Source organism: Modestobacter sp. DSM 44400, assembly GCF_900107175.1.
Taxonomy (GTDB): domain Bacteria; phylum Actinomycetota; class Actinomycetes; order Mycobacteriales; family Geodermatophilaceae; genus Modestobacter.
Genome location: NZ_FNOZ01000073.1, coordinates 1 through 12,238, shown reverse-complemented (window position 1 = coordinate 12,238; position 12,238 = coordinate 1). Strand labels below are relative to the sequence as shown.

12 protein-coding genes and 2 pseudogenes are annotated in these 12,238 nt (G+C 72.4%); 6 read left to right on the top strand and 8 right to left on the bottom strand.

Annotated elements, in window-relative coordinates:
* The 3 genes and pseudogenes from BLW04_RS23145 to BLW04_RS23135 form a co-directional block, all read right to left on the bottom strand.
* Positions 1-223, bottom strand: a pseudogene (locus BLW04_RS23145) (IS5/IS1182 family transposase); the annotation flags it as partial.
* 206 nt (positions 224-429) lie between these two features.
* Positions 430-846, bottom strand: a complete 417-nt coding sequence (locus BLW04_RS23140) for a PIN domain nuclease (RefSeq protein ID WP_175484238.1) — start codon at positions 844-846, stop codon at positions 430-432.
* On the bottom strand, positions 843-1,052 hold the full coding sequence (locus tag BLW04_RS23135; RefSeq protein ID WP_091547835.1) for a type II toxin-antitoxin system VapB family antitoxin: 210 nt from the start codon (positions 1,050-1,052) through the stop codon (positions 843-845). The genes BLW04_RS23140 and BLW04_RS23135 overlap by 4 nt, the downstream gene beginning before the upstream one ends.
* Before the next feature lie 227 nt (positions 1,053-1,279).
* Between BLW04_RS23135 and BLW04_RS28870 the strand changes: the two genes are divergently transcribed.
* Positions 1,280-2,251 (top strand): ERCC4 domain-containing protein, encoded by a 972-nt coding sequence (locus BLW04_RS28870; RefSeq protein WP_091547834.1) that lies wholly within the window; start codon positions 1,280-1,282, stop codon positions 2,249-2,251.
* A 193-nt stretch (positions 2,252-2,444) separates the two neighbouring features.
* Positions 2,445-2,528: pseudogene (locus BLW04_RS29855) on the top strand (type II toxin-antitoxin system RelE/ParE family toxin); the annotation flags it as partial.
* 38 nt (positions 2,529-2,566) lie between these two features.
* On the opposite strand, the gene BLW04_RS28865 reads toward BLW04_RS29855, so the two are convergent.
* The 5 genes from BLW04_RS28865 to BLW04_RS23115 form a co-directional block, all read right to left on the bottom strand.
* Positions 2,567-2,719 carry a hypothetical protein gene (locus BLW04_RS28865; protein WP_254781904.1) on the bottom strand — a complete coding sequence of 51 codons (153 nt, stop codon included), beginning with the start codon at positions 2,717-2,719 and terminating at the stop codon, positions 2,567-2,569.
* The gene (locus tag BLW04_RS23125) at positions 2,716-7,647 is read right to left on the bottom strand and encodes a DUF4011 domain-containing protein (protein WP_175484236.1); all 4,932 of its coding nucleotides are present in this window, start codon (positions 7,645-7,647) and stop codon (positions 2,716-2,718) included. The genes BLW04_RS28865 and BLW04_RS23125 overlap by 4 nt, the downstream gene beginning before the upstream one ends.
* Positions 7,554-8,420 carry a hypothetical protein gene (locus tag BLW04_RS28860; protein ID WP_175484235.1) on the bottom strand — a complete coding sequence of 289 codons (867 nt, stop codon included), beginning with the start codon at positions 8,418-8,420 and terminating at the stop codon, positions 7,554-7,556. The genes BLW04_RS23125 and BLW04_RS28860 overlap by 94 nt, the downstream gene beginning before the upstream one ends.
* Positions 8,421-8,521: 101 nt before the next feature.
* On the bottom strand, positions 8,522-9,175 hold the full coding sequence (locus tag BLW04_RS23120; RefSeq protein ID WP_091547833.1) for a hypothetical protein: 654 nt from the start codon (positions 9,173-9,175) through the stop codon (positions 8,522-8,524).
* Positions 9,067-9,840, bottom strand: coding sequence for an AAA family ATPase (locus tag BLW04_RS23115; protein ID WP_091547832.1), 774 nt, complete (start codon positions 9,838-9,840; stop codon positions 9,067-9,069). The genes BLW04_RS23120 and BLW04_RS23115 overlap by 109 nt, the downstream gene beginning before the upstream one ends.
* A gap of 72 nt (positions 9,841-9,912) precedes the next feature.
* Between BLW04_RS23115 and BLW04_RS23110 the strand changes: the two genes are divergently transcribed.
* The 4 genes from BLW04_RS23110 to BLW04_RS23095 form a co-directional block, all read left to right on the top strand.
* Positions 9,913-10,545, top strand: coding sequence for a hypothetical protein (locus BLW04_RS23110; RefSeq protein WP_139306985.1), 633 nt, complete (start codon positions 9,913-9,915; stop codon positions 10,543-10,545).
* 220 nt (positions 10,546-10,765) lie between these two features.
* Positions 10,766-11,521, top strand: coding sequence for a hypothetical protein (locus tag BLW04_RS23105; RefSeq protein WP_139306984.1), 756 nt, complete (start codon positions 10,766-10,768; stop codon positions 11,519-11,521).
* Positions 11,522-11,685: 164 nt separating this feature from the next.
* Positions 11,686-11,901, top strand: coding sequence for a hypothetical protein (locus BLW04_RS23100; protein ID WP_139306983.1), 216 nt, complete (start codon positions 11,686-11,688; stop codon positions 11,899-11,901).
* A 46-nt stretch (positions 11,902-11,947) separates the two neighbouring features.
* Positions 11,948-12,238 (top strand): transposase (locus BLW04_RS23095; protein WP_175484237.1); only part of this gene is annotated, 291 nt, incomplete at its 3' end.

Here is a 12,238-nt window from a genome sequence, read left to right as displayed (position 1 = left end):
ATTCATCGCGGCGCCGCCGGATCGTGGTCGCCGAGCACCTGCTGTCGGCGACCTTGTCGTAGGCCGCGCCCAGCACGAGGGACTGCACGATCTTGTCGAAGACGACTCGGTCATCGATGCGACGCCGGTGACAACCAAGAGGATGGGCGTCGACCCGTTCGGGGATCAACGCGGCGAACTGGCACCACAGCGGGTCGATGAACGACGATGGCACGGCAGGCACGAGCACCCCTGGGGAAGACCGGGCGTAGACACCTCGGCACCTACCAGGGCTCGTGCCTGCCCCTTGTCACCGACACGCACCTATCGGCGGAACCTCTAAGCCCCTCCGATGTTGCCTAGCGCAGAAGAGGGTCGACACGGACACAGACGAAACCCACTCGTCCGTAAGGGGGCGTCCCGCAGTAGCGGCTCGATGTAGGCACGCCGCTATGCCGGCGGGGTGTGCCCGGACCCTCGGGTGGCGACCCATTCCTGGCCCATGCCGGCGACCTCGGCCAGGCGTTCGTAGTCGCTGTCGTAGTGCAGCACGGTCAGCCCGTGTTCGGCGGCCGTGGCGGCGATGATGACGTCCGGGATGGACGTGCGGTGCCATCCACGGGTGGCCAGGCGGTGCTGAACAGCCACCGCCGCCCTCGGGTCGCTGAGATCCCGCCAGCCGAGCCGACTCAACCGATCAAGGTCCCGGGCGTACTCCTCGGCATTGCGGGCGGAGTGCAGGACCTCCAAGGCCGTCACCGTGCACAACATGAGATTGCCAGTGCGCAGCTCGGCCGCGAGCCGCGCAGCGACCTCCCGGTTGCGGGCGGCCAGCACCCAGGCGGACTTGTCCAGCAGGTACGTCACTGACGCCAGGCCGCACCGTCGTCCATCGTCCCGAGTCGGCTGCCGACATCGGCAATCCAGTCCTCGAGATCCGGGGTCTCGGCCGCTCGTAGCCCGGCCACTTCCCGGAGGGCCCGGTTGATGGCCTCCCGCTTCACACGGGTGCCGTAGTGGGCCATGACCAGGGCCAGGGCCTCGTCGTCCACGTCGATGAGCGTCTTCGACACAGTCGCCTCCTCGGTATATATGTCGCCGATCGTATATACGCAGGAGGTGAGGGGCCACCTCGGTGCGGGGGCAGCTCACGGGTGTCTTGACGTGTCCACCTGGTCGCGGCACCGTGGACACGGGCAGGGCGACCTCTCTGTCGCATCCTCGGGTGCTGACTTCACTGCAGCATGGCTGCCGCGAGGCGCCCTGCCCCCTTCGTTGTGGCCCGTGCCACGCTGAAGGCGTGGTCGATGACCTGCTGGTGGCCCGCAACCCCGATCCCGAGTCGTCGCTGCCCTACCTGATCCGGGTCCCGCTCGGCCCGGCCGGCATCGTCGTCAAGGCGCGGGAGACCTGGCCCGGAGCAACGAAGGTCTACTGCCACCGCGCCGAGGGTTGGCCAGCCGACGCGGAGGTCGTCGAACGGCACCCGGTGCGCTCGTGCAGCCGCCGCGGCCCGGCCATCGACCTGGTGCTGGGGCGCGCCCGGCAGAACCGCTCCCAGCTGGTCATCACCCGGGCCCGTGGCAGGGAGGTGATCTTCTGGCAGACGCCGGGCACCACCAAGCAGGCCCGTCCCGGCGTCGCCCTACCCACGGCCCGGGCATCGGGTCAGGTGCTGGAGATCGTCGTCGACACCGGTGAGAAGTACCCGTGGTCCTTCGGGCACCAGCAGGCGGTCACCCGTCGCCAGCGGCTGTCGGCCGGTGACTACGCGGTGCTCCGGGACGGCGCTGTGCTGGCTGCCGTCGAGCGCAAGAGCGTCGCCGACCTCGCCGGCAGCCTGCTCTCCGGACGGCTCACCTATGCCCTGGCCGACCTCGCGGCCCTGCCGCGCGCCGCGGTCGTCGTGGAGGACCGGTACAGCCGACTGTTCAACCTCGAGCACGTCTCGGGGGCCGCAGCAGCCGAGGCGCTGGCCGAGGCCCAGGCGCGCTTCCCTGCGGTCCCGATCGTGTTCTGCGAGACCCGGCCACTGGCCCAGGAGTGGGCCTACCGCTGGCTGGGTGCCTGCCTGGCCGAACTCGACTCCGCCGCCGGCACCGCCGACGTGGAGGCAACGTTCGCGGCCGGCGGGCCGGTGCCGGCAGCAGCGCCGAGGCCGGCGGAGGTCCGGGAGTGGGCGCGGGCCCGCCGGCTACCGGTCAGCGATCGCGGGCGCATCCCGGCCGACGTCGTCCGCCAGTTCATGGCGGAGACGGGCGCTGCCTCCTGATGGCCGACTTCGACCTCGATTCGTTGCACGAGCCCCTGTTCTGGTTGTCCCAGCCAGGAGTTCGGGACGACGTGGCCGAGCCGCGGCGCGAGGTGGTCGAAGGGTGGCCGTCGTCGAGTTGGTCACGTGGTACTGACCGACAACCCGCTTCGGCTGAGCAATGCGTTGACCGGGCGAGTTCCGGAAGCTCCGCAGCGCCCGCCGAGGCGACTACCGGGTGCTCATCGAGGTCGACGAGCAGGCTCGGACCGTGCTCGCCGTGCGGATCGCCCACCGCGCCGAGGCGTACCGACCCCGCCGCCGTCGACGGCCTGATCAGGCGGTCACCAGACCAGACTGCGACTCACTGAGCCGACCGGCGGCGGTCGCCGCTGCCAGTGCCGACTCGAGAACGGCGAGCTGCGCGGCTGTGCGACGGCGGTAGCCGAACACCTCCAGGGTCGCGGCGAACAGCTCCTCCTGCGTCATCCCGGCGCTCGCCCGGCACAGCGCGACCATCGCGTTGCCGAGCTCCTCCGGCGCCACCTGTCCAGAGGGCGCTCGGCGTCCGGATCGCGGCGGAAGGCCGTCCACGTCGTCCGGTCCAGCCCCTCGGGCCAGACCACGTCGCCCGTCCGCAGCTCAGCCGGCACCAGTGCCGCCAGCGCGTCCAGACGCGCCCGCAGCACCCGGGTCAGCCCGAACGCCCCCGCGGTCAGCCGGGCCAGCCGGTCGACGTGGATCGGACCCTCCGCCTCGACCCCGGCGAGCATCACCTTCCGGATCTTGTCCGCGCCACGCGGGTTGGCGATCCGGTCGAGCATCGCCTTGTCGCCGGCCGGCAGCGGCGTCCATGGCACGAACGGTTCCTCGCCGTCCAGGGCGTGCACCGGGGCCAGCACCTCCGCCCTCATGGCCATTTTGGCGGGCTCGGGCCCGGGCTCGGGCTCGAGTGCCGGAGTCGCGGGGAGGTCAGGAAGCGGGGGCGCCGGGGGAGCGGCCACCGAAACCGCCGCGTCAGCCGCGGCCACCAGCCGGTCGAGCACCGCCTCCCGGTCGGCCAGCCACTCCGGCAGCCAGACCCGCTCGACCGCCGGCCAGCGCAGCAGCCCGCCGAGCACCTCGACCGGCAGGCCGTCGCGATCGCCGACCGTCCGGCGCCGCGCCCACGCGGGCCCGTCCAGCAGCACGGCCATCACCGGTGCGTCGGGTGCCGACGCCCGGGCCACCGCCAGGTCGACCTTGAACTCCGACAGTCCGACGTCCGTCCGCACCACCAGCCCGCGATCCCGGAGCGCGGCCGCCACCTCCTCGCGGTGCCGGTCGGGCACCGAGGCGAACCGGGAGTCCCGGGGCAGTGCGTCCGTGCCGAGCGCAGCCAGGTCCAGGTAGGCCCGCAGGTGCTTGACGCCGACCGACGACGTCTCTTCGGCCCGAAGCATCGCCGGGTCGAAGGAGGAGAAGACGACCACCTGGCGGCGGGCCCGGGTGATGGCCACGTTCAGCCGCCGCTCGCCGCCGGCCTTGTTCAGCGGGCCGAAGTTCAGTGGCAGCGCGCCGCGCTCGTTGACGCTGAATGCGGTGGAGAAGAACACCACGTCCCGCTCGTCGCCCTGCACGTTCTCCAGGTTCTTGACGAACAGGCCCTCGCCATCGGTGCGGTCCAGCGCCTCGACCAGCCGCTCGTCCCCGGCATCTCGCAGCAGCGCCTCGATCAGGGCCCGTTGCTGGGCGTTGAACGTGACCACGCCCAGCGACGGCAGGTCAGAAGGCGATAGAGCGAACCGGCGGCGGATCTCCGCCACGATCGCCTCGGCCTCGACCGGGTTGGTGCGCAGCAGCGTCCCCGCCCCCGACCGGTGGAACGTGCCGTCGACCCGCACCAGCGAGACGCCGAAACCGTCCGCGCCGGATGAGGCCTGCCCGTGCACCGGCGCCGGGAACGACGACAGCCGGTTCTCGTAGTACTGGCCGTTGCTGAACGCGATGAGCGACTCGTCCTGGCTGCGGTAGTGCCACGACAGCCACTGCCGCGGCACCCGCGCCTGCACGCACTCGGAGAGGATCGACTCCTCGTCCTCCACCGCGGTCGCCAGGTCGTCGTCCAGCACGTCCTCGCCGGAGCCGGACGACGGCTCCGCGAAGGACGTCGGCGGCATCTGCTTGCTGTCGCCGACCACCACCGCGGCCCGCGCACGGCCCAGCGCGCCGACCGCGTCGGCCACCCGGATCTGCGACGCCTCGTCGAACACCACCAGGTCGAACTGGCCGGCGCGGGCGGGGAAGAACCGGGCCACCGAATCCGGGCTGACCAGCACGCACGGCATCACGGCGGTGACCAGGTCGCCGTACTCGGCCAGCAGCCCGCGCACGCCGAGCCCGCCGCGCTGCCGATTCAGTTCCCGCTGCAGCGCACCGACCCAGCCGCCGCGGGCGGCCACGTCGAAGGCCCGCGACTCCACGACCGACGCCGGCAGCGCCGCGGTCAGGTGCGCGCGCACCGCCCGAGACGCTGCGGTGAACCGCTGGATCGCCCGCTCGTGCACCGGGGCGTCGAAGGCCGCCAGCCCGGTCGAAGCCTCCCGCTCGGTCACCGAGGCCAGCGAGAGCCCTCGGTCGAAGGACCGCACCGCGTCATCGGTCGGGACCGCACCGGACAGCAGTGCGGCCCGTGCCCCGATCAGCCCCACAGTGCGCAACGGCTCCAGCGTGGCGAGCAGGTCCAGCCACCGGCGCAGCGACGGCAGCCCCGGCGCCGAGGTCGCCCGCTCGACCCGGGTCGCGGCCCACTGCACGGTGAACCCGGAATCGCCGACCCAGGCGGCCAGTGCCGGAGCCGTGGTCCGGCAGGCGGCGATCAGGGCCGCGACCGCGTCCCGAATACCCAAGACTCTTTCCGCTGCGGCCGGGTCGGTCACCGGCCCGGCCGTGAGCAGCCCACGCAGCGCGCCGGAGAAGCCGTTACTGCCGTCGACCGCGGCGCTGGCCCGACGCAGCCAGCCGAGCTGCCGGTCGACCAGCCCGGGATCGGTGAGCAGGGTCCACGTCGGCGGGACCTCCAGGCCGGGGATCTCCCCGGCCCGGAGGCCCAGCTCGCGGGCCGCGATCTGCACCTGCAGCAGGGCACCGGTCAGCGCGGGCACCTGCTTCGGCTCGACCTCGACACCCGGGCGGAGCACGCCGGCCAGCTGGTCGCGGACCGCGATCAGCCGCTTCTTGCGCCCGAACCAGCCCGACTGCGCGGCCTCCGCGGCGGCGGCGTGCACGGTGGCCAGCGGCAGGTCCAGCGCGGCCGGGGTGGCGACGTCCAGCCCCGGGTGCTGCGCCGCCACGAACGCCGACACCTCCGCCGACAGACCGCTCGTCGCGGCCGCCCACCGCGGCGCCCGCGCCTCGTCGAACACATCGAGCCCGACCGGCGGCCCGGTCAGCAGCGCGGCCAGCAGGTCAAGGTCGTCCGGCGTCCGGGCGGTGCGCAGCGCCGGGACGAGCCGGGGGTCGACCGGGCCCGGGCCGATGGCGTCGTTGAGGGCGAGCGAGGCCCGCTGCACCGCGTCGACGTCGACGTCCGCGGTGTCGACGAAGGCCCACGGGTGCTCGGGGCGCGGCCGGGCCAGGTCGGCGATGTCGGGGAGCCCGGCCAGCGCGCGCCGCACAGCCGCGGTCGACTCCGCGGTCAGCCCGGCGACCGCGGATGGGTCCACCGGGAGCGCCGGTACCGACGAGCCGGCGGTGAGCACGCCGGTGTGCGCGCCGTACAGCGACAGCCCGGCGGGGTTCGGCTCGTGCAGCCGGGTGGCGTAGCGGGCCAGGGCGCGGCGGGCCGAGCGGAGGTCTTCGCCGTCCGCGGTGAAGCCCTGCTCGTCGACCTCGACGGCGTGCTCCAGCGCCGCCCGGATCTGCGCGCGGACGACGGCCGGCCGGCTGCCCTTGTCGTGCAGGTCGAGGGCGAACGGACCCATCCCGACGGCCTCGAGCCGCCGGGAGACGACGTCCAGCGCGGCGCGCTTCTCGGCGACGAACAGCACCCGCTTGCCGTCGGCGACCGCGCGGGTGAGCAGGTTGGTGATGGTCTGCGACTTGCCGGTGCCGGGCGGGCCCTCGAGCACGAAGGTGCGCCCCGCGACGGCCTCGGCCACCGCGGTCAGCTGCGAGGCGTCCGCGGACACCGGGACGGCGGCGGCCAGCTCGTCGAGGTCCGGGGCCGCGGGCGCCGGTACCGGGTCGGGGAACGGCTCCGTGGGGAAGTGGACCAGGTGCGCGACCAGTGGGTTCGCGGCCAGATCGGCCCAGTGCTCGTCGAGGTCCTTCCACAGCCGGAACTTGGCGAACGCCAGGACGGCGAGATCGGCGGTCGGCTCGACGCGGTAGGGCAGCCCCCGCTCGGCCACCGCGATCCGCATCGCCTGCAATGCGGCGTCCAGGTCGATGCCGGCGCCGTCGACGGTCGGTTCGGCCAGGCCCGGCACGGTGAGTCCGTGCACCTGACGGAGCTTCTCCAGCAGGCAGTAGTTCGGCGTGCTGGTGCCCGACTCGTCGAGGCTGAGCCGGTAGGCGCCGTTGCGCGAGGCCGGCTTGAGGACGACGGGCAGCAGGATCAGCGGTGAGCGCAGCGAGCGGCCGTCGACGTCCCAGACGAGGCTGCCCAGCGCCAGATGCAGGTTGTTGGCGCCGGTCTCCTCGACGACCGTCTTCGCCTTGTAGGCCAGCGCCCGCATCCGGGTCACGTAGGAGAACTCGGGGACGTCGACGTACACGCCGCGGCGGTCGATCAGCAGGCCGGCGAGCTGATCCTGTGGCAGCTCGCGGGCCGAGCGGAGCCCGCGTTCGCGCTGGACGGCGGCGAGCTGGTCGCTGGGCAGCAGGGTGATCGCCGTCCCGCTGTTGACCATGTTCTCCAGGTCGGCGAGGTGGGCGTCGGGGACGGTCAGCTCGATCCCGGAGCGCGACGTGTAGTTGATCAGCCGGTTGCGCAGGCTGAGGTCGAGCAGGGCGTTCTTCCACTGCGCGATGCGCGGCGGCGCGGTCTTGCGGGGTGTGCCGGGGGCCGTCGTCCCGGCGTCCGTCGTGCGGACCGGTGCGCTGTGCACCGCCGGCCGATACTCGAACACCTGCACGGTGCCCTCGGCGTCGCGGGTGCGGGCCGGCAGCGGGAGGACGCCGTCGCGGCGGGCGCGGTAGACGTCGGTGACGCCGATGACCCGGTCGAGGTCACCGGTGAGCCAGCTGGCGTAGGGCGGCCGGTGCAGCTGGTCGAAGGTCGCGGGCTCGGCACGGGTGGTGAGCATCGTCGTCTCGACCAACCGGATCAGGCCGAGGTCGATCAGGTTGACCAGGCTGGCGACGTCGGTGGTCGCGGCGCTCTGCGCGGACATCTCCTCGCGCCAGTAGCCGAGGAAGGCGTGCCCTTCGACCATCCATAGCAGCGGCCGGATGCCGGCCTGCTCCAGCGCGGCAGCGAGGACGACGACCGTGTCCAGGCAGGTGCCGACCCGGCCGTCCAGGACTCGCCGGGTGTGCGCACCTTCTGACCGACGTCGGCCCAGCTGGCCGGGGGTTCGCTGTAGCGGACCTCGCGGCGCTGCATCGCTTCACAGACGGCGGCGGCTATCGCGTCGACCCGGTCGGCGCCGGCCTGGTAGCCCTGGATCGACGGGCTGCCGGTGCTCTCGCCCAGCAGTTCGGCGGCCTCGCCGACCAGCGTGGTGATCGCCGGGTGGTTGGGCTGCACGTGTGCGGCCAGCATCTCGAGCGCCAGTGACAGCGGAGTGGCCAGCCACTGGGCGGCGGCCAGGACGGTCACCGGTTGCCGGGTCGAGCCGAGCACGGCGCCGTCCTGTTCGACGGAGACGGTCAGCCAGCCGGGCCGGCGCTCCTCGACCTGCAGCATGGCGGCCGGGTCGAGGCGGAGGCCGACGTGGGTGAGCACCGTGGTGCGGCCGGGGTCGACGTCGGCCAGCAGCTCGACCGGGGCGCCGATCGGGCCCTCGGCGTCGCGGATGCCGAGGTGGACGCTCGCGTTGCGGACCGGTGCGCTGCCGCCGGTGAGGGTCAGCTGCGAGACGACCGGAATGCCGTTGTGCGCGAGGGCGTAGCTGAGCACGGGGACCGAGGAGAGCTCGATCGCCACGCGTGCCGAGGGAGCTGCGGGGCCCGTCGAGTAGAGCTGGAGGTCCGCGGTGTCGCCCATGGACCCTGTCTACTGCGTGGGACTGACGAACCGGGGACCCTCGCCCACACCTGTGACGGGTGAGGTGGGTGCGGCCCGTTCCGCACGTCCCCCTCACGCGGTCAGGCCGAACGCCACCGCGCCCGGACGTCGCCGGGCTTCGTGCTGCAGACCATCGGTGTGCCCTTGACCGTGTAGCCGGTCGCGCCCTCGGGGGAGCAGAAGGCACCGGGGGTCACGGCGCGGGCGGGGGCCGGCTCGGGAGCGGGCGCCGGGGCGGGAGCCGGCTGCGGTGGGGGCGCGGGCGCCGGCCTGGGCGCTGTCTTGGTGGTGGTGGTGGTGGCAGGCGCCGCCTTGGTTGCTATCGGCGCCGGGGTGCTGGTGCTCGGAACGGCGATGGCGGGCACAGGTGCCGCTGATGTGGACAGCGCGGCCGGGCTGGTGGGCGCGGTTGTCGTGGGCGCCGCGGAGGTGGACGAGCTGGGCGCCGGTCGGGTCGTCCCGGTGTCGGTGAGGTGACTGGGGGAGGGGGACATCGCCGGTGTTGGGATCATCGCCCCACCGACTGCGAGCGCCAGCAGGCCCACGGCAGTCAGGGCACCCGCGACCTTGCGGGTCCGGATGAACGCCCACTGGGCCCGTCCGGTGATGAGCGCGCCGACTGCGATCAGGACAGCGAAGACCCCGATGAAGGCCAGGCCGCCGCCGATGCCGGAGCTCGCCAGGCCGGCGACGACGAAGAACAGCGCCACGAGGCCGACCGCGGCGAGGGCCACGTGCTGACCGCGCGTGCGTCGGGAAGCTTGGCGCTGGCCGGGTGGAGGTCGTCGCTACCGGAGCCGTTGGCCGCCGTCTGCTCGGACCCGGTCGACGGCTCGTCGACGGCGTAGAGCAGCGGGCTGTCCAGGTCGTCGGGCTGCTCCGCGCGGATGATCCGGCGCACGCGGATGGTCTGGTCGGGGACCTCGCCGCCCTGCACGTCCAGCTCGGTGAGGACCGTGGTCGCCTGGGTCTCGGAGTCGGTACGCCGACTGACCACCGAGGCCGAAATGAGCACCCGGCCCCACTCGGCCGGACCTGCGCCGGTGATTCGCGCCGCGCCCTTCAGGTCCCGCGCTCGGTTGAAGTGGGTGACGACCACGAGCGAGGCATCAGCGTCCTCGCACAGGTGCTGCGGTCCCTCCAGCAGCCGTCCCATCGCGTAGAGGTCAGCGCCGTTCGCCCCACCAGCGGCGAGGTACAGCGGGTCGAGCACGACCAGCACCGGCCGTACCGTCGCAAGGTGTTCGGCCATCACCGCGAGGTGCTCGGCGTCGGCGAGGTGTGGCGCGCGAGGAAGAGGAGGGCCTGTCGCTCCAGAAGTACCTGCGCGGGGCCCTCTTCGGCGACTGGCGCGGAGCCGAGGCCGAGCAGCGCGCCATGTCCGGGCTCGGCAACGCATCCGGCGGCGTCCTGGACCACCGCCGAGGCGACCGAGCTGTTCCTCTCCCCGCGCATCGGCCCGGGATCCGTGGTGTTCTTCCTCGAAGCCAAGGAGAAGCGCCCCGCCGCAGGGGCGCAGCTCGTGAACGAGGACGTGGACGGGCTGGTCGACGTCGCCGTTCAGCGCCTGTTCGACGTCCTCGACCTAGCGGGCGCGGAGCAGGTCGCCGACCGCCAGACGCTTGAGGAGTCCATGCGCGAGCTTGGCGTCCGGGCGGCCGCCCGCATCGCCGGCCTGGCCAACGCATCTCTCCAGGAGGACGTCGAGGTTGACCTCGCCCTGCGAACCCCCCGCGGCCGACGCGCCAAGGGCCTCCTTTCCCGGCGCGCCTCCGTCGCCCTACAGCACGCCTTCGCGCAAGCAAGCGACCGCGTCGAGCGCCATCATCTCGTCGGGATCCTGCACACGGTCAGCGACGGGCCGGACCTCCTACGGATGGAGGTCGAGGGCGCGCGCGGCGACCTACGCCTCGCGGTGCAGCCGCAGGTCGGTGCCGGACTCGGCCCCCTTCTCAGCAAGCGGATCGCGGCGGACGTCGAGGTCACCGTGAAGTGGCACGCCGCGTCCGGTCGGGAGACGCGGTCCTACAGGCTCCTGCACGCTGAGGCCGCACGGCCCGCGCAGATCGAGCTGCCCCCGCCGGACGGTGCCGCATCCCAGTGAGGCGAGTCCCCGGGTCGGGCCGATCATGGTCGGCGGTTGGAGGGTCGTAGGCCCACGAGGGTTCGAAGTCGCGGACCTCGCCGCACCGACCGACGTCGGAACCGCTCGGGCGGTCCACCTTAGGACGTTCGAGGCGATGCGGTTCCGCAGCGACTAGCCTGCACTGGGCGTTGATGACGGGGCGAGGGGTCGAGTGGGTAAGGGCAAGGCCGCGCTGTTCGTGATCAAGGTCCTCGCGGCCGTGGCGGCCGGGGTGCTTACGCTGATAACGGCGATGACGACGGCCAAGGTGTGGAAGTTCTCGGAGGAGACGGTCCTCGCGACCGCCCTCGTCGCGGCCGCTCTGGCCTTTTGCTCCGCCACCTCATCTGCGTGGACGGACTACCGAGGTCGTCGTCGGCGGGCGCTGGACGAGCACGTCGCCACCCATGTGCGGACGTGCTTCTGGAGCATCTACGACATCACCCAGAAGAAGATCAATCCCAAGGACCTGGGCATCGCGGCCTACGTCGTGGGCCTGGACCGCCCTCGGATGCGTGCGTGGTACGCGCCCTACTGGAGGCTCAAGCGGCTTCGGCGTCTCCACCGCGAGCGGCCCCGGCACTACAACGAGACCACAGGCCTCATCTGGCGGCCGGGCAAGGGCATCATCGGAACCTGTGTGGAGAGGGAAGGCGACGCGTACGCCGATGTCGCCGCCGACTGGGAGCCCTACCTCAAGGCCTCGAAGGAGGAGTGGGACGCCCTCGACAAGCAGATCACGCAGGGGCTCTCGCACGGGGAGTTCCGGTCGCTGGTGGACTCCGGCAAGCGGCTCGGCGTGATCGTCGCCTCGCCGATCTTCAAGAACGGTAAGGCCGTCGGTTGCGTCGCCGTGGACGGACCGCCGGGGACGATCGCGTACAACCTCCTGACCAGCCAGGCGGTGAAGGACCAGCTTGGGAACGCGGCGAGCGGCATCGCAATGTTGGTCTAGCGGCGCGCGCCGCTTGCCTCGCTGGGCCGCACGCCTGGCATTCTGACGTCCTCCGCGCGGAGGGAACTCGATGTCCACCCCCCCTGCGGTGCACGCACCACGCACGGGGGGTGGGAACCCGACCGGCGCTGCGACCGTCGGTAGGGCATGGGAGGGTGGGCGTCATGACGCAGATGCAGAGGAAGCTCCGGAAGAACGGGACCTCTGAGGGCAGCGCGCATCGGGGCATGGTCGTGGAGCCGGTGAAGAAGCCCCGCGCGAAGCCGTCCGCTGGCTACATCAAGGCTCTCGTTGATCTTGGGGCCTCCAAGGAGACGGTGGAGATCGCCCAGGGCAAGCGCAAGTACAAGTTCCATGTCCTGCGGACTCCTGGGGCCTAGAGCGTGTCTGCCAAAGATTGGCGGGTTGGTGGGCGACGCTGGACGAATGTTGCGTACCGACGAGATCCCGGACGAGTTGTGGGAGTTGATCCAGCCGGTGCTGCCTGCCGGCGGTCATCAGGGCCGGCCGTGGAATGACCACCGACTGACGCTCGAGGCGATCATCTGGCGGTACCGCACCGGGTCGCCGTGGCGTGACCTGCCCGATCACTTCGGCGCGTGGCAATCGGTGTGGGAACGCCACCGTCGCTGGTCTGACGACGGCACCTACGTGCGGATGTTCGCCGCGGTGCGCGCCGCAGCCCCTGAGCGCGATGAGCAGCTGCGCAACCTGTTG

Excerpts from the sequence above, each read along its gene's own strand:
- BLW04_RS28865 (WP_254781904.1), bottom strand. The coding sequence starts at position 2,719 with ATGACGCAGGAGGAGCTGTTCGCCGCGACCCTGGAGGTGTTCGGCTAC.
- BLW04_RS23125 (WP_175484236.1), bottom strand. The coding sequence starts at position 7,647 with ATGGTCGAAGGGCACGCCTTCCTCGGCTACTGGCGCGAGGAGATGTCC.
- BLW04_RS28860 (WP_175484235.1), bottom strand. The coding sequence starts at position 8,420 with ATGGGCGACACCGCGGACCTCCAGCTCTACTCGACGGGCCCCGCAGCT.
- BLW04_RS23115 (WP_091547832.1), bottom strand. The coding sequence starts at position 9,840 with ATGCGTTGCCGAGCCCGGACATGGCGCGCTGCTCGGCCTCGGCTCCGC.
- BLW04_RS23100 (WP_139306983.1), top strand. The coding sequence starts at position 11,686 with ATGACGCAGATGCAGAGGAAGCTCCGGAAGAACGGGACCTCTGAGGGC.